We start from the raw sequence: 24,724 nt of genomic DNA, 5'->3' as shown, positions 1-24,724 counted from the left end.
TAGGCAGTTCCACTCCACCGCGGGAGGCCCTCTCGCGCTACCAACTCAGATCAGCGCGTCACACTCTCTCGACCAACGTGCCCGGTCAGTACATCTAGCGGTCGGCCCAATGGCAAGCCCGCGTCGCGGAAAGAAGAACGCAGTTGTCATCGGCGCCATCGTCGGCCTCCTCATCCTTGGAGGCGGCGGAGCCGCGCTCGCTGTCAATGCTGCGAACGAGCGTGCGTCCGAGCGAGCTGCCGAGGCGGCAGCCGAACAGAAGGCTGAAGAGGAAGCTGCCGCGGAGGCTGCAGCAGCCGAAGCTGAGGCCGCTCAGAGAGCCGCCGACGACGCTGAACGGGCACAACGCGGGACATCGGTCGACGAGATCGAGGGGTCCGTGAAGTCGATGGCCGAGGTCACGTGACCGACGCCCTGTTCGACGGCCCGATCCTCGATGTCACGTGCTCCCCGGTCGCGGGCGGTTCGATCGACGATCTCCTACAGACCACGACCCAATTCAACTGCTCGTTGCCACTGAGGACAACGGCGACGGGACCATGTCGGGGTACTACTACCACGCCACGATGAACTGGGACACCGGCGAGTACACCTACGGGTTCGGGGAGTCTTAACTCGAAGGACCGGCGCACAGCAGATCTCTATCTCTTCGCCGAACGCACCGGCCAACGCGGCTTGGAAGTTCCCGAGTTGTCGCCGTCGACCCACGACGTGATCGAGCCCCTGCCCTCTCCACATCTCGGTCCGGCACTTTCCACGACTCCGGTCAGCGAAGGTGCAGGTGAAAACGACAAACGGTGGGCCCGGAGGGACTCGAACCCCCGACATCCACGGTGTAAGCGTGGCGCTCTAACCAACTGAGCTACAGGCCCTGGAACAGCGGAGCACAGCCTACCGGGTCGGCCCCCTGCCACCGGCCACGCGTCAGAGCTGTTCGAGCGCCCGCCGGTAGCCGTCGAGGTCGCGGCGCTGCCCGCGCGGGTTGACGACGGACCAGCGCACGATCCCGTCGGCGTCGAGCAGGAACGAGCCGCGCAGCGCGAGGCCGTTCTCCTCGTCCAGCACGCCGTAGGCCCGGGCGACGTCGCCGTGGGGCCAGAAGTCGGAGAGGAGGTCGAACTCGAAGCCCTCTTGGGCCGCCCACGCCTTCTGCGCGAACACCGAGTCGCACGAGACGCCCAGCAGCGTCACGCCGGCGGCCTCGAAGTCCTCGAGGTTGTCCCGCAGCTCGCACAGCTCGCCCGTGCAGATGCCGGAGAACGCGAACGGGTAGAACACGAGGAGCACCGGCCCGCCGCGCAGGTCGGCGAGGTGCACCGGCGTCCCGTGGGTGTCGGGCAGCGTGAAGTCGGGCGCCGGGTCCCCCGGCCCCGGACGCGCCACACCCCGGACGGACGGTGCGCTCGCGCCGTCAGCGACCGCGGCCACGGGTCCCGAGCTTCGTCGCGGACCAGTCGGGCGCAATGGCGAACGTGCTCGTCGCGTGCAGCCCGGCCGTGGTCGCGGCCTCCTGGATGTCGTTGTGGCCCACGTGGCCCGGCCGGCCCGGCTTGGGCGTGAGCACCCAGATGAGGCCGCCGTCGTCGAGCACGGTCTGGACGTCCACGAGCAGGTCCGTCAGGTCGCCGTCGTCCTCGCGGAACCACACGATCACGCCGTCCGTGACGTCGTCGTAGTCCTCGTCGACGAGCTCGCCGCCGACGAGCTCCTCGAGCTCGCCGCGCAGGTCGTCGTCGACGTCCTCCGACCAGCCGAACTCCTGCACCACGTTGCCGGGCGCGAACCCCAAGCGGTCCGCCCCGCTGGGCCCTGCGGTGTCGGTCACTGTCGTGCCGTTCCTTTCCTCGTCCTGTCCGTCCGTGCGGCGGGCGGCCCCGCGCGCGGGCGGACGCCCGCGCGCACGACGACCTGCCGTGTCTGGCAAAGGTAGCCCACCGGAGGATCCGTTGCTTGGCAAGGTGCCCGCCACGGACACCCGATCCCGCGCGTGGTGACCGGCCCGCCGTCGGGCACCGCAGCCGCGCGACGTCGCGACGCCTCCCCTCCGGTTCGTGTCGCCGAAATCACGCCGTCTTGACCACTCGATGGTGTGACTTACGCGCGCGTTGTGAACACAATGGGTAGACCACCCTGGTCTCGTGAAGAGGCGCGGTCGCCACCAGCGGCCGCGGCCGCGTGCCCGGAGTGGCCCCAAGACGGGTGTCGGCCGTGTACCGCGCGGCCGTGCGCCCGGCATCCGACGAGATATGAGGTTGCTGGTGGCTTCGTACGACGAGACCGGACCGCTGATCAACGGTCTGCTCAGCCAGGTTCCGGACTTCGACCCCGCCGAGACCGGCGAGTGGGTCGAGGCCCTCGACGGCCTGATCGACGACCGCGGGGGCCCGCGCGCCCGCTACGTCCTGCTGAACCTGCTCAAGAGGGCCCGGGAGCGCAACGTCGCCGTCCCGACCTCGCTGACCACCCCCTACGTGAACACGATCGGTGTGCACGAGGAGCCCTACTTCCCCGGCGACGAGGCGCTCGAGCGCCGCTACCGCTCGTGGATCCGCTGGAACGCCGCCGTCATGGTGACGCGCGCGCAGCGCCCCGGCATCGGCGTCGGCGGCCACATCTCCTCCTACGCGTCGGTCGCGACGCTGTACGAGGTGGGCCTCAACCACTTCTTCCGCGGCAAGGACCACCCCGGCGGCGGCGACCAGGTCTACTTCCAGGGTCATGCCTCCCCCGGCGTGTACGCGCGCGCGTTCCTCGAGGGACGCCTCTCGGCAGACCAGCTCGACGGGTTCCGCCAGGAGAAGTCCCACCCAGGCGGCGGACTGCCGTCCTACCCGCACCCGCGCCTCATGCCCGACTTCTGGGAGTACCCCACGGTCTCCATGGGTCTCGGCCCGGCGAGCGCCATCTACCAGGCGTGGACGGACAAGTACCTGCACAACCGCGGCATCCGCGACACGGACCAGCAGGACGTGTGGGCGTTCCTGGGCGACGGCGAGATGGACGAGCCGGAGTCGCGCGGCATGCTCCAGCTCGCGGCGCAGCAGCAGCTCGACAACCTGACGTTCGTCGTGAACTGCAACCTGCAGCGCCTCGACGGCCCGGTGCGCGGCAACGGCAAGATCATCCAGGAGCTCGAGGCGCAGTTCCGCGGCGCGGGCTGGAACGTCATCAAGGTCATCTGGGGCCGCGAGTGGGACGTCCTGCTCAACGCGGACAAGGACCGCGCCCTGGTCAACCTCATGAACGTCACGCCCGACGGCGACTACCAGACGTACCGCGCGGAGTCCGGCGCGTTCATCCGCGAGCACTTCTTCGGCCGGGACCCCCGGACCAAGGCGCTCGTCGAGAACATGACGGACGACGACATCTGGAACCTCAAGCGCGGCGGCCACGACTACCGCAAGATCTACGCGGCCTACGCGGCGGCACGCGCCCACACGGGCCAGCCGACCGTCATCCTCGCGCACACGGTCAAGGGCTACGCGCTCGGCCCGTCGTTCGCGGGCCGCAACGCGACGCACCAGATGAAGAAGGTCGGGCTCGCGGACCTCAAGGCGCTGCGCGACTCGCTGCGCATCCCGATCACGGACGAGGAGCTCGACGCCAACCCGTACGAGCCGCCGTACTACCACCCGGGCCCCGACGCCCCGGAGATCCAGTACCTCCTGGACCGTCGTCGGCAGCTGGGCGGGTTCGTCCCCGAGCGCCGCTCGTCGCCCAAGCCGGTCACCCTCCCGGGCGAGAAGGCCTACGAGATCCTCAAGAAGGGCTCGGGCCAGCAGGAGATCGCCTCCACGATGGCCTTCGTCCGGCTCCTCAAGGACCTCATCAAGGACAAGGAGTTCGGCAAGCGCATCGTCCCGATCATCCCGGACGAGGCGCGCACGTTCGGCCTGGACTCGATCTTCCCGTCGGCGAAGATCTTCAACACCCAGGGCCAGCACTACCTCGCCGTGGACCGCGAGCTCATGCTGAGCTACAAGGAGTCCGAGGCCGGCCAGATCATGCACACCGGCATCAACGAGGCCGGCTCCGCGGCCGCGTTCCAGTCGGTCGGCACGTCCTACGCCACGCAGGGCGAGATCATGGTGCCGTTCTACATCTTCTACTCGATGTTCGGCTTCCAGCGCACCGGCGACCAGTTCTGGGCGGCGGGCGACCAGCTCACGCGCGGCTTCATCATCGGGGCGACCGCCGGCCGCACGACGCTGACCGGCGAGGGCCTGCAGCACGCCGACGGCCACTCGCCGCTCCTCGCCGGCACGAACACCGCGATCGTCCAGTACGACCCGGCGTACGGCTACGAGATCCGCCACATCGTGCGCGACGGCATCGAGCGCATGTTCGGCCCCGGCGAGCACGGCGTCGGCGCGGACGGGCGCGACCAGAACGTCATGTACTACCTCACGGTGTACAACGAGCCGATGGTCCAGCCGGCCGAGCCGGAGGACGTGGACGTCGAGGGCATCCTCAAGGGCATCCACCGCATCTCCGTCGGTGACGGCGACGGGCCGCGTGCCCAGATCCTCGCCTCGGGCGTGGGCGTCCCGTGGGCGCTGGAGGCGCAGCAGCTCCTCCACGACGACTGGGGCGTGGCGGCCGACGTGTGGAGCGTGACGAGCTGGAACGAGCTGCGCCGCGACGGCCTCGCCGCCGACCAGGCCGCGTTCCTCGACCCGTCCGCCGAGCCGCGCGTCCCGTACGTCACCGCGAAGTTGTCCGGTGCCGAGGGGCCGTTCGTCGCGACGAGCGACTACGACCACCTCGTGCCCGACCAGATCCGCAAGTGGGTCCCGGGCGACTACGAGGTGCTCGGCGCCGACGGCTTCGGGTTCTCGGACACGCGCGCGGCGGCCCGCCGGCACTTCAAGATCGACGGTCCGTCCGTCGTCGTGCGCACGCTGCAGGCGCTCGCCAAGCAGGGCAAGGTCTCCGCGGACGCGTCCGCCCAGGCGATCGAGAAGTACCGCCTCATGGACGTCACCGCCGGCACGTCCGGCAACGCCGGCGGCGAGTCCTGACGGCCTCCGCCCGGTAGCACGACGACGGCCGGTCGCCCCGCGGGGTGACCGGCCGTCGTCGTGCGGGCAGGTGGGCGGCCCGACGGCGCACCCAGCGGTCCCACCGCGTCCTCGCCCGGGCGGGCGGTCAGGTCCCGGCGCGGTGCTGCTCGGCCTGCGCGACGGCGCGCTCGAGGTCGGCGCGCAGGGCGGCCACGCCCTCCGGGTCGCCGTACTCGACCAGCGACGCGAGGTGGTGCCGTGCCTCGAGCGGCCGGTCGGCCTCGATCGCCGCCAGGACGAGCTGGCGACCGACCTCCGGCACGTGATCCCGCGCGCGCCAGTGCCCGACGCCCAGGCCCAGGGCCTCGACCGGCAGGCCGGCCGTGCGCAGCACCTCCATCGACTGCGCGAGCCCGCGGCCCGACGGGTCGCGCTCGGCGGCCGTCGCGAACCGGCGCAGCGCGGCCTCCTGGTCGTCCTCGAGCGACAGGCGTCCGAGCTCGACCAGGGGGTACCACCCCTTGGGATGCCCGGCGAGCTCCTCCGCGAGCGCCCAGACCGCCAGGTCGGCGGCGCGCTGCTTCTCCGTCTCGTCGACGGGCGCGGCGAGCGGGTCGTCGGTGGCCGGGCCCTCGGCGGCGCGGCGCCGGACCAGCTCCGCGAGCGCACGGAAGGCGCGCTCGTCGTTGGGGTCGTCGACGAGCATCGCCCGCAGGGCGTCCTCGTGGACCGTGTCCCCGCGCTTCTCCCCGGACCGCGGGCGGCGCGTGCCGACGGTCGACGCGGACGTCGGCCGACGCATGAGCTGTCGTAGTCGGGGCATGAGGGCCATGTCCCGACCCTAGCGGGTCGTCCGGACGCTCACCCAGCGGCCCGGCCTCGCCGCTCTCACGCCTCGCGCACGACGGGCACCTTTGTGGACTGTCCACAAGCGCGGCCCGTATGCTCGGCGCGTGACGGCCACCCCCAGGACCCCGGCGAGCGCGTCGGCCCCGAGCGGCCCGACGGGCAACGCGGACAACCTCCAGCGCCTGCGCGACGGGAGCGGTCTGCTCATGTCGGCCGCCCTGCGACGCCTCGACGACGAGATCCCGTGGTACCGCGAGCTGCCGGCCGAGGACCGCTCGTACGTCGGTCTCGTGGCACAGTCCGGCATCACCGCGTTCGTCACCTGGTACGCGGACCCGCTGGCACCGCCGCACGGGGTGAGCGACATCTTCGCGGCGGCCCCGCCGGAGCTGACCCGCTCGATCTCGCTCCAGAACACGCTCCAGCTCGTGCGCATCGTCGTCGAGGTCGTCGAGGCGTACTCCGACCAGCTCGCCGCCCCGGGGGGCGAGCGCGACCTGCGCGAAGCGGTCCTGCGCTACTCGCGCGAGGTCGCGTTCTCCGCGGCCGAGGTCTACGCGCGGGCCGCGGAGGTGCGCGGCGCGTGGGACGCGCGCCTGGAGGCGCTCGTCGTCGACGCCCTGATCCGCGGCGACGGCGACGACTCGCTGCGCTCGCGCGTCTCGGCGCTCGGCTGGGGTGGCCACGGCTCGACCCTGGTGATGGCCGGGACCATCGCCGCGACGCTCGACGAGGTGCGCACGGCGGAGCTGCGCCGCGCGACGCGGCGCGCGGCGGGGGACGCGCTCGTGGGCATCCACGGCGACCGGCTCGTCCTCGTGCTCGGCGGGGAGGGCGACCTCCAGGCCGCCGCGGCGTCGCTCCTGCCGCGCTTCGGGCCCGGTCCGGTCGTCATCGGGCCGACGGTCCCCGGGCTGGAGGAGGCCGCACGCTCGGCCCAGGCCGCGCTCGCCGGCCTGCGGGCCGCCCCCGCCTGGCCGCAGGCACCGCGCCCGGTCCTCGCGGACGACCTGCTCCCCGAGCGCGTGCTCACGGGCGACACGACCGCGCGCCGCACGCTCGTCGCGCAGGCTTACCGGCCGCTCGCGGAGGCGACGGGCTCCGTGCTCGAGACGTTGTCGGCCTACCTCGGCACGGGCCGGTCGCTCGAGGCGGCCGCGCGATCGCTGTACGTGCACCCGAACACCGTGCGGTACCGCCTGCGCAAGGTCTCCGAGATCACCGGCTGGGACCCTCTCGACGCGCGCGAGTCGTTCGTCCTCCAGGTCGCGCTCGCGCTCGGCCAGCTCTCGACGGTGCGCTGAGCGCGCCTCGCGCCGGCAGCGGCGGTCGCACCGGACCGCCGCACCCTTGTAGGTTCGGCACAATCCCCCTCTGCAAGGTTGGTGCGGGTCGTGACGTGGTGCGGAACCCCCGGGTTGGCACAGTTGACGGGTGCTCGCCGTCTTGTGCCCTGGACAGGGCTCCCAGTCCCCCGGAATGCTCGCCCCCTGGCTCGAGCTGCCCGGCGTCGCCGACCAGGTCGCCGCGTTCGGCGAGGCCGCGAGCCTCGACCTGCGGGCCCACGGGACGGAGTCCGACGCCGACACGGTCCGTGACACGGCGGTCGCCCAGCCGCTCATCGTCGCCTCCTCCCTGGTCGCGCTGCGCACGATCCTCGACGGCCGCGACACCGCGGACGTCGTCGACGTGACGGCCGGCCACTCGGTCGGCGAGCTCGCCGCCGCCGCGGTCGCGGGCGCGCTGACCGACGTCGGCGCCGTCGGGCTCGTCGCGCACCGGGCGCGCGCCATGGCCGCGGCCGCCGCGGCTACGCCCACGGGCATGAGCGCCGTCGTCGGGGGCGACCCTGAGGAGGTCCTCACCGCGATCGAGGCAGCGCACCTGTGGCCAGCCAACGTCAACGGCGGCGGTCAGGTCGTCGCCGCGGGGGCGCTCGACCACCTCGCGGCCCTCGCCGAGAACCCGCCCGCCAAGGCGCGTGTCATCCCGCTCCAGGTCGCCGGCGCGTTCCACACGCCGTTCATGCAGCCGGCGCTCGAGGAGTTCGAGCCCGTGGCCGCGTCGTGGGACGTCGCCGACCCGCGCCTGCCGTTCCTCTCGAACGCCGACGGCGAGTCGTACGGGACGATCGACATCGAGGGCAGCACGTTCGGCAAGGCGCGCGACGTCGTCCGGCGCCTCACCGCGCAGATCGCCGCGCCCGTGCGCTGGGACCTGTGCCAGGAGACGCTCGCGGAGCTCGGCGTCACCGCCATCCTCGAGCTCGCGCCCGGCGGCGTCCTCACGGGCCTCGCGCGCCGCACGCTCAAGGGCGTGGAGTCGGTGGCCGTGAAGTCGCCGGACGACGTCGCGGCGGCGCGCGACCTCGTCGCGCGTCACTCCGTCGTCGGTGGCGCGGCGACGGCCTCCGTCCCCGCCGGGGACGACGCGTGAGCGGCGTGACGCTGCGCCAGGCCACCGGCCCGGCGCACTCGCGGATCCTCGCGATCGGCGGTGTGCGGGGCGAGAACGTCGTGACGAACGACGACATCGCGGGCCCGATCGACTCGTCAGACGAGTGGATCCGCCAGCGCACCGGGATCGTCACGCGCCGCCGCGCCGGCGCGGACGTCGACGTGCTCGACCTGTCCGAGGCGGCGGCGCGCGACGCGCTCGCCCGTGCCGGGCTCCAGGGTGCCGACGTCGACGCCGTCATCGTCTCGACGGTCACGTACTTCCACCAGACCCCCGCCGCCGCCGCGGTGCTCGCCGAGCGGCTGGGCGCCACGCCCGCTGCCGCGTTCGACGTGTCCGCCGCCTGCGCCGGGTACGCCTACGCGATCGCGCAGGCCGACGCGCTCGTGCGCGCCGGCATCGCGACGCACGTGCTCGTCGTCGGCGCCGAGAAGATGAGCGACTTCATCGACCCGACGGACCGGTCGATCTCGTTCCTCCTGGGCGACGGCGCGGGCGCCGCGATCGTCGGCCCGTCGGACACCCCCGGCATCGGTCCCACGGTGTGGGGGTCCGACGGCGGCAAGGCCCAGGCGATCCGCCAGACGCACGCCTGGTCGGACCTGCGTGAGGACCCCTCGCTCGGCTGGCCCACGCTGCGCCAGGACGGCCAGAGCGTGTTCAAGTGGGCCGCGTTCCAGATGGCGCCCGTCGCGGCCAAGGCCATGGCCGAGGCCGGGGTCGCCCCCGGCGACATCGGCGCGTTCGTCCCGCACCAGGCGAACATGCGCATCATCGACCAGATGATCAAGCAGCTCCAGCTCCCCGACACCGTCGCGGTGGCCCGCGACATCGCGGAGACCGGCAACACGTCGGCCGCGTCGATCCCCCTCGCCACGCGGCGTCTGCTCGACGAGGGCCAGGTCCGCTCCGGCGACCTCGCGCTCCAGATCGGGTTCGGCGCCGGGCTCGTCTACGCGGCGCAGGTGGTCGTCCTGCCGTAGGGGAGAATCACCCTGGACGGACGGCCGCCCTCCCACGCGGGAGGACCCGCGCCGTCGGCGGACCCGTCCGTCGCACGCACCGTCTACTGCTGTACCGCCCGGGACACCCACCGGGCACCGCCACCGGGACCGGTCGCCGCCGGCCCCACGACAAGGAGAAACCATGGCCTACACCGAGCAGGAAGTCCTCGCCGGCCTCGCGGAGATCGTCGCCGAGGAGACGGGTCTGCCGACCGACGCCGTCGCGCTCGAGAAGTCGTTCACCGACGACCTCGACATCGACTCGCTGTCGATGATGACGATCGTCACGCACGCCGAGGACAAGTTCGGGGTCCGCATCCCGGACGACGAGGTCAAGAACCTCACGACGGTCGGCGACGCCGTGTCCTTCATCACGGGCGCCCAGGCCTGAGCACGCCCCGCCTGCCCCGCAGGCCTGCGGGCGGGCCGACGTCACCCACGCCGGCCCGCCCGTCCTCCCGCCCCCGCCGCAACCCCCGAGGAGCACCATGTCCGCCGCTACTGAAGTCGTCGTCACCGGCCTCGGCGCCACCACGCCGCTCGGTGGCGACGTGCCCTCCACCTGGGCCGCGGCACTGGCCGGCGAGTCCGGCGCGCGCACGCTCGAGAACGACTGGGCGGAGCGCTACGAGATCCCGGTGACGTTCGCCGCGACGATCAAGGTCGACCCGGCCGAGGTCCTCGCTCGCCCCGAGATCAAGCGCATGGACCCCTCCACGCAGTACGCGATCATCGCCGCGCGCGAGGCGTGGGCAGACGCGGGCAGCCCCGAGGTCGACGGCGATCGGCTCGGCACGGTCGTGTCGTCCGGCATCGGCGGCATCTGGACCACGCTCGACGGCTGGGACACGCTGCGGGAGCGCGGCGCGCGGCGCATGCTGCCCATGACCGTGCCCATGCTCATGCCGAACTCCCCCACCGCGTACGTGTCGCTCGAGCTCGGTGCCCGCGCGGGCGCCCACGCCCTCGTCTCCGCGTGCGCGTCCGGCGCCGAGGCGATCGGCTACGGCGTCGACATGATCCGCGCGGGCCGCGCCGACGTCGTCGTCGCGGGCGGGACCGAGGCGACGATCCACCCCATGCCGATGGCGGCCTTCGCCGCGTCGCGCACGCTCTCGCTGCGCAACGACGACCCGCAGGGCGCGTCGCGCCCGTACGACGTCGACCGCGACGGCTTCGTCATCGGCGAGGGCTCGGGCGTCGTCGTCCTGGAGAGCGCCGAGCACGCCGCGGCGCGCGGCGCGCGCGTGTACGCGCGGCTCGCCGGCGTCGGCCTCTCCGCCGACGCGTACCACATCACCTCCCCGGACCCGGACGGCCGCGGCCAGGTCGCCGCGATGCGCCGGGCGATCGAAGAGGCCGGGGTGACCGGCCGCGACGTCGTGCACGTCAACGCGCACGCGACGTCGACCAAGGTGGGCGACCTCACCGAGACCCGTTCGATCCGCTCCCTCCTTGGCTCCGACACGGACCACGTGCTGCTCTCCGCGACGAAGTCGATGACGGGCCACCTCCTCGGTGGCGCGGGCGCGCTGGAGTCGATCTTCACGATCAAGGCGGTCGCCGAGCGCCTCGCTCCCCCGACGATCAACGTCACGAACCCGGACCCGGAGCTCCAGGTGCCGCTCGTGCGCGACGCCCCGGCTCCGCTGCCCGAGGGCGACATCGTCGCGGTGAACAACTCGTTCGGCTTCGGCGGCCACAACGTCGCGCTCGCGGTCGCGAGCGTCTGACCGGCCTTCCGGGAGCCCCGGGCCGTCGGCTGCTCAGCCGTCGTCCCGGGGCTCTCGTGCGTCGGGGTCGGACGTCCCGGACGCCGAAGTCTCGAATCCTGAGATGGACGCTCGTCCAGATCGTTCTGATTTCACCCATCCGTATTGTCCGGACTTCTGTACCTAAAGCGGGACGCAGTCCATGAGCTGACCGGGCCTCGTCAGGTTTCACCCCGCACCCCTCGTCACCCGCCGAGCGCCCTCCTCTGCCGTCGCCGACCCTGTGGACGTGGCGTGGCTCCAGCCACGACGCGACCTCGAGGCAGGCGAGCGGAAGGACAGGGCACGTGACCCGAACGGCGAGACACCTCTCCACCCAGGCACCACCCCGCTGGCGACGAGCGACGGCGCTCGCCGCCGTCGGGGGCATGCTCGGCGCTCTGACCTTCGCGGGAGGGATCGCCGCGACGGCGGCTCCCACCGACGACTCGGAGGGCAGCGGGCAGTTCCTCACCGGCACGGTCGCGGGGCTCGACCTCGCGACGATCGCGGCGCTCGAAGGAGCCGTCGCCGAGAACCCGTCCGGGGAGCACCCGGTCGTCACGAACCCCCTGGCGGCCACGGTCTTCCAGTCCCTCGGGATCGACCTGACGGGCACGCTCCAGCTGTTCGGACCGAACGGGATCCTGCAGCTCGGTGCGGTCAACCAGTACGGCGAGGCGAACGACGACGGCTCGGCGCGCGCCGCGTCCGGCGCCGTCTCGGACCAGGGCGCGATCTCCGTCGGCGGCAGCGAGGAGTTCCCGTCCGACGCGCAGCTCAATCTCACGCAGCTCCTCGGCCCCGGCTTCGAGTCGGTCGTCGCGGACCTCGACCTCTCGCTCGGCGCGCTGTCCGCGACGGCGGAGGCGACCGGGGGGGCCGCGCCGACCGGGGACTACCAGATCGCCGGCGCGACCCTCACCCTCGACAGCCCGGCCGTCTCGGGCATCGCCACGGCGGTCGACGACGAGGTCGTCCCACTCGTGGACGGCGCCGTCGACCAGCTCGTCGGGACCGACGGCCTGCTTGCCCAGGCGCTGAACGGGATCGGAGCACTCGCCCAGGTGCTGACCATCCTCGGCGCCGACCTCGAACCGACCGTCGCGCTCGACGTCGACCTCGACAGCGCGCTGGCGCCCGTGCTCGACCAGGACTTCGGTGACGAGGGGGTCGTGATCAACGTCGGCGACGGGACCGTCACGGTCGACCTCGACACGATCCTCGGCGGCACCGGGTCGCTCAACGGGTTCGACCCCAACACCGAGGTCCTGGACGACGCCGCGATCAACGCGATCCTCGACGGGCTCGGCGCGGCGCTCGACGACCTCACGACCGCGCTCGTCGGAGCCGTCGACACAGCCCTGCACGCCGCGAGCCTGACGCTCTCGGTGGAGGCCGTCGTCGACAACCCGATCCCCCTCGCACCGGACCTCCTGAACCTGAACATCGACCTCGACACGACCGTCGGCGACGTGGTCGACGGGACGGTCGACCCCGCCGACGCCACCATCACCATCGCGCTCTCCGGCCTGCCGCTCACGCTGCCGCTGGGCGACCTCGTCAACGCTCTGGCGGGTCCGCTCAATTCCGTGCTCTTCGCCGACGGGACCGGTCTGGTGAGCACGCTCGCCGGGACGATCACGTCACAGGTCACCGGTCCCGTCCTCACGGCGCTCTCGCCGGTCTTCGAGGTCCTCACGGAGGTCGTGAGCCTCGTCGTCAACGTCCAGGAGCCCGAGCCGTCCGTCGCCGACGCCACGTTCACCCAGCGGGCGCTGACCCTGTCGATCCTCGAGGTCGGCACGGGTACGGGCCTCGCGGAGCTCCACCTCGCCTCGGCGACCGTCCGCGGCTCGAGGGTCGCGGCGATCACCCCGGCAGTGACCGTCGACCCGACCACCGTCCCCGCGGGCACCGCGACGAACGTCACCGGCACCGGCTACACCCCCGACGCCACCCTGACGGTCGAGGTCCGCAACGGCGAAGGCACCGTGGTCGCCACCCTCACCGACGTCCCGACCGACGGCGAGGGCGGCTTCACCACGCCCATCACCGTCCCCGTCGACACGACCCCCGGCGACTACACCGTCGTCGGCATCGACGACACCACCACCACCGAGGCCGAGACCCCGCTCACCGTGACCGCGGCAGCGCTCACGCCGTCCGTGACGGTCGACCCGACCACCGCCAACCCCGGCGACGAGGTGACCGTCGACGGCACGGGCTACACGCCCGACGCCACCGTCACCGTCGAGATCCGCGACGACTCCGGCACCGTCATCGAGACCGTCCAGAACGTCCCCACCGACAGTGAGGGCGGGTTCACCACCCCGATCACCGTCCCCGCGGGCACCGCCCCCGGCGACTACACCGTCGTCGGCATCGACGACACCACCTCCACCGAGGCCGAGACACCCCTCACCATCGAGGCGGCAGCCATCACCCCCGCGGTGACCGTCGACCCGACCACCGTCCCCGCGGGCACCGCGACCACCGTCACCGGCACGGGCTACACCCCGGACTCGACGGTCACGGTCGAGGTGCGGGACACGACCGGGACGGTCATCGCGACGCTGACGGACGTCGGTACCGACGGCGAGGGCGGCTTCACCACGCCCATCACCGTCCCCGTCGACACGACCCCCGGCGACTACACCGTCGTCGGCATCGACGACACCACCACCACCGAGGCCGAGACCCCGCTCACCGTGACCGCGGCAGCGCTCACGCCGTCCGTGACGGTCGACCCGACCACCGCGAACCCCGGCGACGAGGTGACCGTCGACGGCACGGGCTACACGCCCGACGCCACCGTCACCGTCGAGATCCGCGACGACTCCGGCACCGTCATCGAGACCGTCCAGAACGTCCCCACCGACAGTGAGGGCGGGTTCACCACGCCGATCACCGTCCCCGCGGGCACCGCCCCCGGCGACTACACCGTCGTCGGCATCGACGACACCACCTCCACCGAGGCCGAGACCCCGCTCACCATCGAGGCGGCAGCCATCACCCCCGCGGTGACCGTCGACCCGACCACCGTCCCCGCGGGCACCGCGACAAACGTCACGGGCACCGGCTACACGCCCGACGCCACCGTGACCGTCGAGGTGCGGCACCCCACCGGAACCGTCGTCACCAGCCTGAGCGACGTCGCCACGGACGGCGAGGGCGGCTTCACCACGCCGATCACCGTCCCTGTCGACACGACGCCCGGTGACTACGTCGTCGTCGGCATCGACGACACCACCGCGACCGAGGCGGAGATCCCGCTGACCGTCGAGGCAGCTGCCATCGAGCCGGCCATCACGGTCGACCCGACCACCGCCAACCCCGGCGACGAGGTCACCGTCGACGGCACGGGCTACACGCCCGACGCCACCGTCACCGTCGAGATCCGCGACGACTCCGGCACCGTGATCGAGACCGTCGAGGGTGTTCCCACCGACGGCGACGGGAGCTTCACCACGCCGATCACCGTCCCCGAGGACGCCACCTCGGGCGACTACACGGTCGTCGGCATCGACGACACCACCTCCACCGAGGCCGAGACCCCGCTCACCATCGAGGCGGCAGCCATCACCCCCGCGGTGACCGTCGACCCGACCACCGTCCCCGCGGGCACCGCGACAAACGTCACGGGCACCGGCTACACGCCCGACGCCACCGTGACCGTCGAGGTGCGGCACCCCACCGGAACCGTCGTCACCAGCCTGAGCGACGTCGCCACGGACGGCGAGGGCGGCTTCACCACGCCGATCACCGTCCCTGTCGACACGACGCCCGGTGACTACGTCGTCGTCGGCATCGACGACACCACCGCGACCGAGGCGGAGATCCCGCTGACCGTCGAGGCAGCTGCCATCGAGCCGGCCATCACGGTCGACCCGACCACCGCCAACCCCGGCGACGAGGTCACCGTCGACGGCACGGGCTACACGCCCGACGCCACCGTCACCGTCGAGATCCGCGACGGCTCCGGCACCGTGATCGCCACGGTCGAGAACGTCCCCACCGACAGTGAGGGCGGGTTCACCACCCCGGTCACCGTCCCGGCCGGCACCGCCCCCGGCGACTACACCGTCGTCGGCATCGACGACACCACCTCCACCGAGGCCGAGACCCCGCTCACCATCGAGGCGGCAGCCATCACCCCCGCGGTGACCGTCGACCCGACCACCGTCCCCGCGGGCACCGTGACGAACGTCACGGGCACCGGCTACACGCCCGACGCCACCGTGACCGTCGAGGTGCGGCACACCACCGGAACCGTCGTCGCCAGCCTGAGCGACGTCCCGACCGACGGCACGGGCAGCTTCACGACCCCGATCACCGTCCCCGTCGACACCACGCCCGGGGACTACACCGTCGTCGGGGTGGACGACACGACCTCCACCGAGGCCGAGACCCCGCTGACCGTGACCGCAGCAGCGCTCACGCCGTCCGTGACGGTCGACCCGACCACCGCCAACGCCGGTGACGAGGTCACCGTCGACGGAACCGGATACACCCCCGACGCCACCGTCACCGTCGAGATCCGCGACGGCTCCGGCAGCGTCATCGAGACCGTCGAGAACGTCCCGACCGACGGCAGCGGCAACTTCACCACGCCGATCACCGTCCCCGAGGACGCCACCCCGGGCGACTACACCGTCGTCGGCATCGACGACACCACCTCCACCGAGGCGGAAGCCCCGCTCGGCGTCGGCGGTGTCGGGGTGTCGGAGCCGACCGTCACGGTCGACCCGACCACGGCGAACCCCGGAGACGAGGTCACCGTGACCGGCGAGGGCTGGCCGCCGAACACCACGGTCACGGTCGAGCTCGTGGACGAGGACGGCGACGTCGTCGCCACGGTCGACGTGGAGACCGACGGGGAGGGGAGCTTCACCACCCCCATCACCGTTCCCGAGGACGCGGCACCCGGCGACTACACCGTGCACGCGTCCGACGACAGGGGCAACGAGGCGGAGGCTCCGCTCACGGTCGTCGACGCCGGCGAGCGTGCCCTGGTCTCGTCGTTCGTGACGCCCCGCGTCCTGCGCGGCGCCGAGCAGACGTTCGTCGCGTCGGGATTCCAGCCTGGCGAGGCGGTCCAGGCGGTCATCAACTCGGAGCCGCTGATCCTGCCGGTCGCGATCGCCGACGCGAGCGGTGAGGTCAGCTGGACGTTCGTCGTCCCGGCGGACTTCGAGGTCGGCCCGCACACGGGTACGGCGACGAGCGTCACGGTCGGCGACTCGACGGTCGCGTCGTTCGAGGTCTACCTCGCCGCCCCGGGCGACGACGACGGCGCGGGCGGCTCCGGTTCGGGCTCCGGCTCGGGCACCTCCGGAAGCAGCACCGGCAACGGCAACGGCAACGGCAACGGCAACGGATCGGGCTACCTCGCCCGGACCGGTACCGACGACCTGGGTCTGTTCCTGGTCACGGCGCTCCTGCTGGTCGCCGTCGGCGCCGGCATCCGGGTCCGCGCACGCCGGACGAGCTAGGCGCACCACGACCGAGGGCGCCTGCCGGGAGGTCCCGGCAGGCGCCCTCGTCGTGTCGTGGGCGGACGCGCGGCGTCAGCCGACGCGGTGGAGCCAGCGCACGGGTGCGCCGGCCCCGGCGTAGCGGAACGGCTCGAGCTCGTCGTCCCACGCCTTGCCGAGCGCGAGGTGCAGGGCGTCGCGCATGGCCCACGGCTCGCTCACCTGCTCCAGGGCGGCACGGATGCGGTCCTCCGGGACGACGATGTTGCCGTGCACGTCCGTCTGGGCGTAGAAAATGCCGAGGTCGGGCGTGTGGGACCACCGGCCGCCGTCGACCCCGTGGCTCGGCTCCTCGGTGACCTCGTAGCGCAGGTGGGACCAGCCGCGCAGCGCGGAGGCGAGCTTGGCGCCCGTCCCCTGCGGGCCCTGCCACGAGTACTCGGCCCGGTAGAGGCCGCGCGCGGCGGGCTGCTCGGTCCAGTCGAGCGACACGCGCACGCCGAGGACGTTGCCCGCGGCCCACTCCATGTGCGGGCACAGAGCACGCGGTGCTGAGTGCACGTAAAGAACACCGCGGGTGATGGCACCGGCCATGTCTGCCTCCCTAGGTCGAGGTTCCGTCTTCCCCAACGTCCTCACCGAGGGTGGTGTCACAGCACGTCACAGGTACGTCGCGGCGTGTCTCGTGCCCATCTTGCACGACATCGCGCGTTCGCGCGAGAGATCCGCCGGGCGTGCCCGGCCGCGGTCACGGGACGCGCGTCGTCACAGGTGAGCGCGCAGCTCCCGCATCGCCTTCTTGCGCACGGAGCGGTCGAGGCGGTCGAGGTAGAGCATGCCGTCCAGGTGGTCGCACTCGTGCTGGAGGCAGCGCGCCATGAGCTCGGTCCCCTCGACGACGACCTCGTTGCCGTCGAGGTCCGTCCCGACGACACGGGCGTACCAGGCCCGCCGCGTCGGGTACCACAGGTCGGGGACCGAGAGGCAGCCCTCGTCGCCGTCCTGGTAGTCGTCGGAGAGCTCGACGATGCGCGGGTTGAGCACGTACCCGATCTCGTCGTCGATGTTCCAGGAGAACGCCCGGAGGTTCACGCCGATCTGGTTGGCGGCGAGGCCCGCGCGGCCCTCGTGGTCGACGGTCTCGACGAGGTCCGCGACGAGCGAGCGCACGCGGTCGTCGACCGTGGTGATCTCGTCGCAGGGGGTGCGGAGCACGGGGTCCGGGATGGTCCGGATCTCTCTCATCGCCATGGGCGCCATTCTTCCATGCGCACGACGACGGGCGGCCGGGTCGCCGACCCGCACGCCTGGGGCCCGCGTCACATACGGGCGTACCGGGCGCGGGCGAAGGAGTAGAGGCCGTACGCGGCGAAGCCGAGCCCGACGGCGACGAGCAGCACCGCGCCGAACGGCTGCGCCGCGAGGGTCGCGAACGCGGCGTCGAGACCGCCGGCCTGCTCGGGGTCGTGCTGCACGGCCGCCACGACGAAGAGGGCGCCGAGCACACCGAGCGCGATCCCCTTGGCGACGTAGCCCACCCGCCCGAGCGTCACGACCGCGCGCCCGACGTTCCCGCGCGTGCCGCCCTCGAGGTCCTCGAGGAACGTCTTCCGCCAGCCCTTGACCACGTGGTAGACACCCGCGGCGACGATCCCCACGCCCACGGCACCGACGAGGAGGACGCCGCCCGGTTTCTGCATGAGGGTCGCCGTCATGCTCTCCTCCTGGCCGGAACCGCCCGCAGAGCCGTTCACGACCTGCACGGCGAGCACCCCCAGAGCGAGGTAGACGATCGCCTTGCCGGCGGCCTTGAGCCGGTCGGACGTCTCGACGGCGCCGCTCACCGCCACGGTGAGCTGCCACAGCGCGAGCGCGGCGAACGCGACGACGGCGAACCAGAGGAGGGCAGTCCCGCCCGGCGTCTGCGCGATGGCGGTGAGGGCGCCGGTCTGGTCCGCCTGCGCGCTCGACGCCGAGCCCGTCGCCACCTGGACCGCGAGGACGCCCACCACGAGGTGGAGCACACCGCTCACCGCGTACCCGGCGCGGGCCAGCAGCTCGAGCGTCCTGCTGCCTCGTGCGCCCTGTGCCGCCGCCTTGCCCGTCGAGCTGAAACTCGGTGCCACAGGACCTCCTCGGTCGTCGGGTCGCCGCCCCCAGCGCGCCGCCGGGTTCTCCGGCCCGGACACGGTGCCAGCCCTGCGCCCCGCACGCACGTCGAAAGGCACTCCCAGGTTCCTCAGATCACGGTTTGGTAACGTGCCTCGAATGCCCTCGACGACACCACGCCTCGCCGTGCTCGACGGACTCCGGTTCGCGGCCGCGGCGGCCGTGCTCGTGTACCACTTCGTCGCCGTCAACCACCACGCGTGGGGCGAGCGGACGAGCGACTCCCTGCCGGGCGCGCAGGGCGTCGCCGCCTACGGCTCGTTCGGCGTCCAGCTCTTCTTCGTCGTGTCCGGGTTCGTCATCCTCATGACCGCGTGGGGACGCGACGTGCGCGGCTTCGTCGCCTCGCGCGCCGGCCGGCTGTTCCCCGCGTACTGGGCGGCGGTCGTCCTCACCCTGCTGCTGCTCGTCCTGGTGATCCCCGGGCGCCGCGACGTCGACCTCCCGCAGGCGGCGGCCAACCTCACCATGGTCCAGCGCGCGTTCGGGATCCCCGACCTGGAGGCCGTGTACTGGACGCTCTGGTCGGAGCTGCGGTTCTACGTCCTCCTCGGCGTGCTCGTGGCCGTCGGGCTCACCCGGGCACGGGTGCTCGCGTTCGTGGTGCTGTGGCCGGTCGCGGGGGCGATCGCCACGCAGACGGGTTCCGAGCTCGTCGCGACCGTCCTCGTCGCGCCCGACGCCCCGCTCTTCGCCGGCGGGATGGTGCTCTACCTCCTCACGCGGGAGCGCCGCTCTCCGGTCCTGTGGCTCGCGCTCGCGCTCGACGTGGTGCTCGCGGCCGCCGTCTCGGGCAGGATCCAGGCCGCCCGCATCGAGAACAGCACCGACGTCGTCGTCTCCCCCACGGTCTGGTGGATCGCGATCGTCCTGTGCTTCGCCATGGTCGCCGTCGCGACGCTCACCCCGCTCGCCCGGGTCTCCTGGGGCTGGCTCACCGCGCTCGGCGCCCTGACGTACCCGCTGTACCTCGTGCACTCGTCGTGGGGGCGGTGGGTGATCGAGTCGGTGCACCCGTACCTGTCCCGGGCGGCAACGCTGACCGTGGCCGTCGCCGTGTGCCTGGTGCTCGCCTGGGCGATCCACCGCGCCGTCGAACGTCCGCTCGGCCCGCGGCTGCGCCGCGCCCTCGACCGCGACCTCCGGCGCGACCCGGGGCCGTCCGGTCGGCGGACCGCGACCGGCCACCAGCGCGGCGGTCAGGACGGGGCGGTCGCCGCCAGGTAGTCGCGCAGCACGACCGCCTGGTTGTGCTCCTCGTCCTTCGCGCCGTACACGAGCGTCACCACGGGATGCTGCCCGACGACGGCACGCAGCTCTCCCACGACCTCGCCGTTCGCGTCGAGCTCGGCCCGGTACCGCTCGGCGAACTCGTCGAACAGCCGCTCCTCGTGGTGGAACCAGCGCCGCAGCTCCGTCGAGGGCGCGACCTCCTTGAGCCACAGGTCGACGCGCGCCTTCTCCTTGGTCTCACCGCGCGGCCACAGCCGGTCGACGAGCACGCGGAACCCGTCGCCCTCCTCGGCCGGCTCGTACACCCGCTTGATCCGCACCGTCATGGGGCCATGACACCGCGCGGCGCCGCGCACCGCATCCGCAGGGTGGGCACGGACGTGGGCGTGGGCGATCGGCCCGGTGGTGCCCCGTGCAGGACTTGAACCCGCGACCGAGAGATTATGAGTCTCCTGCTCTGACCAGCTGAGCTAACGGGGCGCGCGGGCGAGCATACCGCCCGTCCGGCGGGGCGACCCGGAGCGGCTACGGTGGGGACGTGTCCTGGTTCCGCCGTCCCAGCCTGCCCGACCCGGTCCGCCGCGCGCTCGACGTCCCGGCGGACGACCGCGTGCTCGCCTCGGCCGAGCTGACCGACGGCTCGTGGGCGGTCGCGACGCGCACCGAGCTCCTCACGAGCGACGCGACGGGAACGGCCGTCGCGCGGCGCCCGTGGTCGGACGTCGACCGGGCGGGGTACGCGCCGGAGACCGCCACGATCACGGTCTCCTGGGTCGACGGCGCCGCCCCCCTGGTCCTCCGGCTCGCCGACGCGCGCCGCACGTCGCTCGCCCAGACGTTGCGCGAGCGCGTGCAGTCGTCCGTGGTCCTGTCGGAGACCGTGACGTTCGCCGCAGGGCTCACCGCGCGGGTCGCGGTGCGGCGGGACGGCGACGGCGAGCTCTTCTCGCAGGTCGTCGCCGACCCGGGCCTCGACCTGACCGACCCCGAGGTCGAGGCCCGCGTGGACGCCGCGGAGGGGCGGGTACGGTCGGCGTCCGGACTACCCCTCTGAGCCTGCTAGAGTTTTCCCCGGCCGCCACGGTGAACGCCGTGACAGTCATGATCGATCCCGCGTAGCTCAGCTGGCAGAGCATCCGACTGTTAATCGGACGGTCGTAGGTTCAAGTCCTACCGCGGGAGCCCACGGGTTCGGCCCCGGATCGCACAGCGGTCCGGGGCCGAGCTGTTTCCTCGGCCCGCCGCCGCCTCGAAACGTCACGGTGGGGCACGCCGGGAATACGCGACCGTTGCCCGGGGCTTGCGTCTGTCGTGACCACGACGTCCCCCGCCGGGATCGGCCTGCGCTCGGAGCGCGGCCCAGTCCTCCTCGCCCTCATGCTGTCGACCGCCCTCGTCGCGCTCGACGCGACGATCATCGCGACCGCGTCCGCGACCATCGCGCGCGAGCTGGGCGGGTTCGCACAGCTCCCCTGGCTGTTCTCGAGCTACCTGCTCGCCCAGGCGGTCGGCACACCGGTGTTCGGCAGGCTGTCCGACGTCCTCGGCCGCAAGCGCCTCATGCTGGCGGGTGTCGCCCTGTTCTTCCTCGGGTCCGTGCTGTGCGGGTTCGCGTGGTCGATGCCCGCGCTCGTCGCCGGGCGCGTGCTCCAGGGTCTCGGGGCCGGCGCGGTCATGCCCGTCTCCCAGACGATCGCCGCGGACATCTACACGCTCGAGGAGCGCGCGAAGGCGCAGGGCTACCTCGCGTCGGTGTGGGCGATCTCCTCCGTCGTCGGCCCGACGCTGGGCGGCGTGTTCTCCGAGTTCGTGAGCTGGCGCTGGATCTTCTTCGTCAACGTGCCGCTGTGCGCGCTGGCCGCGTGGATGCTGCACCGCCGGTACCACGAGTCGCCGCGCGAGGGCGCGCGCGAGCCCATCGACTACGTCGGCGCCGCGCTCCTCACCGCCGGCAGCACGCTGCTGCTGCTCGGGCTGCTCGAGGGCGGGTCCACGTGGGCGTGGGCCTCCCCCGCGTCCGTTGCCGTCCTGGGTGCCGCGGTCCTCCTGCTCGGCGTCTTCGCGGTGCACGCGCGGCGCACGCGCTACCCCGTGGTCGACCTCGCGATCCTGCGCCGGCGCGTCGTCGGGGTCTCGACGGCCGTCTCGCTCCTCGTCGGCGTGATCGTCCTCGCCCTGTCCACGTACGTCCCGATCTACGCCCAGGGCGTCCTCGGCGTCGGTCCGCTCGTCGCGGGCTTCGCGCTCGCGGCGATGACGGTCGGCTGGCCCGTCTCGGCCTCGAACGCCGGGCGTCTCTACCTGCGGATCGGCTTCCGCTGGACCGCCGTCATCGGCTCTGCGCTCGTCCTCGCCGGCACCTCGCTCACGCTGCTGCTGGGCGCGACGTCCCCGGTGGCGGCGGTCGCGGCGACGACGTTCGTCGTCGGCGTCGGCATGGGCCTGACCGCCGTGCCGACGCTCATCGCCGCGCAGTCGTCCGCAGCCTTCACCGAGCGCGGGGCGGTGACCGGGACCAACATGTTCGCGCGGTCGCTGGGCTCGGCCGTGGGCGTCGCGGTCTGCGGCGCGATCGTCAACGCCCGCACGACGCTCGGCCCCGACGGCACGCCCGAGGGCCCGGGGCTGATGGCCGCGATCCACGTCGTGTTCGTCCTGCTCGCCGCGAGCGCCGCCGTCCTCGTCGTCCTCGCGGCCCTCATGCCCGCGGACCGCCAGGCCGCCCGCGACCGCCGGGCGGCGACAGCCGCCTCGACCGCGGGCGCGAGGAGCTGACCTTCCGGACGGGTCAGGCGATCTCGCCCTCGCGCAGCGTGCGGCGCTCGGCCTCGAGCGCGAGGAGCGCGGCGAACGCCTCCTGGTACGCGGCGAGGTCGGCCGACGGGTCGAGGCGCTGGAGGCGGCTCTTCGCGTCGGCGACGCGGCGCGTGAGCCCCAGGTCGACGAGGCCGCGCACGACGCCCGCGACGTAGCCGCCGACGACGTTCTCGCGGTCCTCGGGCAGGGGCGCGACGGCGAGCTCGGTGACGAGGCCGCGCACGGGCTCGGCGGCCTGCTCGACGACGGCCTCGACCCAGTGCCCGGCACCGAGGGACGCGCCCTCGCGCACCCCGCCGGCCGCGCGGATCGCGGCGTGGACGGCGCGCCACGCCGGGACGGCGAACGCGTCCTCGCCGAGGTCGTCGAACACCGGCGGCACGTGCTGGGGGTACTGGAGGACGGCGACGAGCGCGAGGCGCTCGCGGCGCGCCACGGGGTCGCGCGGGTCGGGCGCGGGCAGCGCGGGGACCTCCGGCTCGGGTGCGCGGGCCTCCGCGCCGGGACGGGCGTCGTCGGGACGGGCGGTGCGGACCGGACCGGGTGCGCTGCCCCGCTTGGCGGCGGCCGCCACCTCGCGGCGGACGCGCTCGGCGTCCATGCCGATCCAGCCGGCGAGCATGCGCGCGTACTCGGGGCGCAGCGCGGCGTCGCGGATCCCGGCGACGACGGGGGCGGCGGCGCGCAGCGCACCGACGCGGCCCTCGGCGGTGTCGAGGTCGAACGTCGCGAGCGTCGTCCTGATGACGAACTCGAAGAGGGGTTGGCGCCCGTCGACGAGGGCGCGCACGGCGTCGGGTCCGCGCGCCATGCGCAGCTCGCACGGGTCCATGCCGCTCGGCTCGACGGCGACGAACGTCTGGGCGTAGAAGCGCTGGTCCTCGCCGAACGCGCGCACGGCAGCCTTCTGGCCCGCCGCGTCGCCGTCGAACGTGAAGACGACCTCGCCCCCGACGGACGCGCCCGACGCGAGCTGCATGCCGCCGCCCGCGGTCGTGTCGCCGAGGAGGCGCCGCACGATGCGCGCGTGGTCCGAGCCGAACGCGGTGCCGCACGTCGCGACGGCCGTCGTCACGCCGGACAGGTGCGCGGCCATGACGTCCGTGTACCCCTCGACGACGACGACGCGCTTCTGCTTCGCGATCTCGCGCTTGGCGAGGTCGATGCCGTAGAGCACGTGCGACTTCTTGTAGAGCGTGGTCTCGGGCGTGTTGAGGTACTTGGGGCCCTGGTCCTCGTCGTAGAGGCGGCGCGCGCCGAACCCGACGATCTCCCCCGTGACGTCACGGATGGGCCACACGAGGCGCCCACGGAACCGGTCGTAGATGCCGCGCTGGCCCTGACTCATGAGGCCGGAGGCGACGAGCTCGGCCTGCGTGAAGCCGCGACCCTGGAGGTGGCGCTGGAGGTTGTCCCAGCCGGTGGGCGCGTACCCGACGCCGAAGTGCTCGGCGTCGGCGCGGTCGAAGCTGCGCTCGGCGAGGAACGCGCGCGCGGCCTGGGCGCCCGGGGCGAAGAGCTGCTCGGAGAAGTACTGGGCGGCGACGCGGTGCGCCTCGAGCAGCCGCTGGCGGCGGCCGGGCTCCTCGCGCGGGCGCTGCGGGCCGCCGGAGTCCTCGTAGCGGAGCTGGATGCCGATGCGGTCCGCGAGGTACTCGACGGCCTCGACGAACGTCAGGCCGTCGATCTTCTGGACGAACGAGATGACGTCGCCGCCCTCGCCGCACCCGAAGCAGTGCCAGCGCCCCACGCCGGGACGCACGTGGAACGACGGCGAGCGCTCGTCGTGGAAGGGGCACAGGCCCTTGAGCGAGCCGACGCCGGCGGTCTTGAGGGTGACGTGCGCGGAGACGATCTCGTCGATCCGCGCGCGGTCGCGGACGGCTTCCACGTCCTCGCGTCGAATCAGGCCTGCCACGGAGCGAGTCTATGCGCCCGGGCGGTGCCCCGGGGTGGCTCGACGG

General features: G+C 73.0%; 19 protein-coding genes and 3 tRNA genes. 12 read left to right on the top strand and 10 right to left on the bottom strand.

Annotated features, from left to right (window positions below):
- Nucleotides 1-406, top strand: a 406-nt coding sequence (locus JN535_RS14485; RefSeq protein WP_374100511.1) for a hypothetical protein, incomplete at its 5' end; no start/stop codon positions are given.
- 392 nt (nt 407-798) lie between these two features.
- On the opposite strand, the gene JN535_RS14480 is transcribed toward JN535_RS14485, so the two are convergent.
- From JN535_RS14480 to JN535_RS14470, 3 genes are all read right to left on the bottom strand, one after another.
- A tRNA-Val gene (locus JN535_RS14480) sits at nt 799-872 on the bottom strand.
- Nucleotides 873-924: 52 nt separating this feature from the next.
- Nucleotides 925-1,428, bottom strand: a complete 504-nt coding sequence (locus JN535_RS14475; RefSeq protein ID WP_374100510.1) for a peroxiredoxin — start codon at nt 1,426-1,428, stop codon at nt 925-927.
- On the bottom strand, nt 1,412-1,825 hold the full coding sequence (locus JN535_RS14470; RefSeq protein ID WP_205206225.1) for a DUF3052 domain-containing protein: 414 nt from the start codon (nt 1,823-1,825) through the stop codon (nt 1,412-1,414). Before JN535_RS14470 ends, JN535_RS14475 begins: the two co-directional genes overlap by 17 nt.
- Before the next feature lie 433 nt (nt 1,826-2,258).
- On the opposite strand from JN535_RS14470, the gene aceE reads away from it, so the two are divergent.
- Nucleotides 2,259-5,021 (top strand): pyruvate dehydrogenase (acetyl-transferring), homodimeric type, encoded by a 2,763-nt coding sequence (gene aceE, locus JN535_RS14465; protein ID WP_205206224.1) that lies wholly within the window; start codon nt 2,259-2,261, stop codon nt 5,019-5,021.
- A 127-nt stretch (nt 5,022-5,148) separates the two neighbouring features.
- Here aceE and JN535_RS14460 read toward each other — a convergent pair whose 3' ends face one another.
- A complete protein-coding gene (locus JN535_RS14460) occupies nt 5,149-5,835 on the bottom strand; it encodes a hypothetical protein (RefSeq protein WP_205206223.1) in 687 nt (228 codons plus the stop codon).
- 121 nt (nt 5,836-5,956) lie between these two features.
- Between JN535_RS14460 and JN535_RS14455 the strand changes: the two genes are divergently transcribed.
- The 6 genes from JN535_RS14455 (at nt 5,957) to JN535_RS14430 (ending at nt 16,559) form a co-directional block, all read left to right on the top strand.
- On the top strand, nt 5,957-7,156 hold the full coding sequence (locus JN535_RS14455; protein ID WP_374100509.1) for a PucR family transcriptional regulator: 1,200 nt from the start codon (nt 5,957-5,959) through the stop codon (nt 7,154-7,156).
- Between the two features lie 130 nt (nt 7,157-7,286).
- The gene (locus JN535_RS14450; protein ID WP_205206222.1) at nt 7,287-8,288 is read left to right on the top strand and encodes an ACP S-malonyltransferase; all 1,002 of its coding nucleotides are present in this window, start codon (nt 7,287-7,289) and stop codon (nt 8,286-8,288) included.
- Nucleotides 8,285-9,292 carry a beta-ketoacyl-ACP synthase III gene (locus tag JN535_RS14445; RefSeq protein WP_047234689.1) on the top strand — a complete coding sequence of 336 codons (1,008 nt, stop codon included), beginning with the start codon at nt 8,285-8,287 and terminating at the stop codon, nt 9,290-9,292. The genes JN535_RS14450 and JN535_RS14445 overlap by 4 nt, the downstream gene beginning before the upstream one ends.
- Before the next feature lie 163 nt (nt 9,293-9,455).
- Nucleotides 9,456-9,704: an acyl carrier protein gene (locus tag JN535_RS14440; protein ID WP_021482065.1), complete on the top strand. Its 249-nt coding sequence runs from the start codon at nt 9,456-9,458 to the stop codon at nt 9,702-9,704.
- 97 nt (nt 9,705-9,801) lie between these two features.
- Nucleotides 9,802-11,046, top strand: coding sequence for a beta-ketoacyl-[acyl-carrier-protein] synthase family protein (locus JN535_RS14435; RefSeq protein ID WP_205206221.1), 1,245 nt, complete (start codon nt 9,802-9,804; stop codon nt 11,044-11,046).
- 326 nt (nt 11,047-11,372) lie between these two features.
- On the top strand, nt 11,373-16,559 hold the full coding sequence (locus JN535_RS14430; protein WP_205206220.1) for a choice-of-anchor G family protein: 5,187 nt from the start codon (nt 11,373-11,375) through the stop codon (nt 16,557-16,559).
- Nucleotides 16,560-16,634: 75 nt separating this feature from the next.
- On the opposite strand, the gene JN535_RS14425 is transcribed toward JN535_RS14430, so the two are convergent.
- The 3 genes from JN535_RS14425 to JN535_RS14415 all read right to left on the bottom strand — a co-directional run bounded on the left by JN535_RS14425 (nt 16,635) and on the right by JN535_RS14415 (nt 18,667).
- Nucleotides 16,635-17,135: a DUF3145 domain-containing protein gene (locus JN535_RS14425; protein WP_047233028.1), complete on the bottom strand. Its 501-nt coding sequence runs from the start codon at nt 17,133-17,135 to the stop codon at nt 16,635-16,637.
- A 171-nt stretch (nt 17,136-17,306) separates the two neighbouring features.
- Complete coding sequence (gene def / locus JN535_RS14420; protein WP_205206219.1) at nt 17,307-17,792, bottom strand: peptide deformylase; 486 nt, start codon at nt 17,790-17,792, stop codon at nt 17,307-17,309.
- A gap of 68 nt (nt 17,793-17,860) precedes the next feature.
- Nucleotides 17,861-18,667, bottom strand: coding sequence for a DUF1206 domain-containing protein (locus tag JN535_RS14415; RefSeq protein WP_205206218.1), 807 nt, complete (start codon nt 18,665-18,667; stop codon nt 17,861-17,863).
- 142 nt (nt 18,668-18,809) lie between these two features.
- Here JN535_RS14415 and JN535_RS14410 point away from each other — a divergent pair, with 142 nt between their 5' ends.
- Nucleotides 18,810-19,937, top strand: a complete 1,128-nt coding sequence (locus JN535_RS14410) for an acyltransferase family protein (protein WP_205206217.1) — start codon at nt 18,810-18,812, stop codon at nt 19,935-19,937.
- On the opposite strand, the gene JN535_RS14405 is transcribed toward JN535_RS14410, so the two are convergent.
- Together JN535_RS14405 and JN535_RS14400 are read right to left on the bottom strand one after the other, a co-directional pair.
- Complete coding sequence (locus JN535_RS14405) at nt 19,910-20,269, bottom strand: DUF488 domain-containing protein (protein ID WP_205206216.1); 360 nt, start codon at nt 20,267-20,269, stop codon at nt 19,910-19,912. The two genes, JN535_RS14410 and JN535_RS14405, sit on opposite strands and share 28 nt — an antisense overlap.
- 77 nt (nt 20,270-20,346) lie before the next feature.
- Nucleotides 20,347-20,423 (bottom strand) — tRNA-Ile (locus JN535_RS14400).
- Between the two features lie 58 nt (nt 20,424-20,481).
- Between JN535_RS14400 and JN535_RS14395 the strand changes: the two genes are divergently transcribed.
- From JN535_RS14395 to JN535_RS14385, 3 genes are all read left to right on the top strand, one after another.
- Entirely contained in the window at nt 20,482-20,997 is a 516-nt protein-coding gene (locus JN535_RS14395) for a hypothetical protein (RefSeq protein ID WP_205206215.1), read from the top strand.
- Nucleotides 20,998-21,052: 55 nt separating this feature from the next.
- Nucleotides 21,053-21,125: transfer RNA gene (locus tag JN535_RS14390), tRNA-Asn, on the top strand.
- A gap of 129 nt (nt 21,126-21,254) precedes the next feature.
- Entirely contained in the window at nt 21,255-22,718 is a 1,464-nt protein-coding gene (locus JN535_RS14385) for an MDR family MFS transporter (protein ID WP_307868744.1), read from the top strand.
- Nucleotides 22,719-22,731: 13 nt separating this feature from the next.
- On the opposite strand, the gene dnaG is transcribed toward JN535_RS14385, so the two are convergent.
- Nucleotides 22,732-24,678, bottom strand: coding sequence for a DNA primase (dnaG, locus tag JN535_RS14380; RefSeq protein WP_205206214.1), 1,947 nt, complete (start codon nt 24,676-24,678; stop codon nt 22,732-22,734).
- Nucleotides 24,679-24,724 lie beyond the last annotated feature (46 nt).

Source organism: Cellulosimicrobium cellulans, assembly GCF_016921195.1.
GTDB lineage: Bacteria > Actinomycetota > Actinomycetes > Actinomycetales > Cellulomonadaceae > Cellulosimicrobium > Cellulosimicrobium cellulans_F.
Note: the sequence above shows the minus strand (reverse complement) of the source record. Positions and strands in the feature narration are given on the sequence as shown.

Excerpts from the sequence above, each read along its gene's own strand:
- JN535_RS14460 (WP_205206223.1), bottom strand. The coding sequence starts at position 5,835 with ATGGCCCTCATGCCCCGACTACGACAGCTCATGCGTCGGCCGACGTCC.
- JN535_RS14440 (WP_021482065.1), top strand. The coding sequence starts at position 9,456 with ATGGCCTACACCGAGCAGGAAGTCCTCGCCGGCCTCGCGGAGATCGTC.
- JN535_RS14435 (WP_205206221.1), top strand. The coding sequence starts at position 9,802 with ATGTCCGCCGCTACTGAAGTCGTCGTCACCGGCCTCGGCGCCACCACG.
- JN535_RS14425 (WP_047233028.1), bottom strand. The coding sequence starts at position 17,135 with ATGGCCGGTGCCATCACCCGCGGTGTTCTTTACGTGCACTCAGCACCG.
- def (WP_205206219.1), bottom strand. The coding sequence starts at position 17,792 with ATGGCGATGAGAGAGATCCGGACCATCCCGGACCCCGTGCTCCGCACC.
- JN535_RS14410 (WP_205206217.1), top strand. The coding sequence starts at position 18,810 with ATGCCCTCGACGACACCACGCCTCGCCGTGCTCGACGGACTCCGGTTC.
- JN535_RS14405 (WP_205206216.1), bottom strand. The coding sequence starts at position 20,269 with ATGACGGTGCGGATCAAGCGGGTGTACGAGCCGGCCGAGGAGGGCGAC.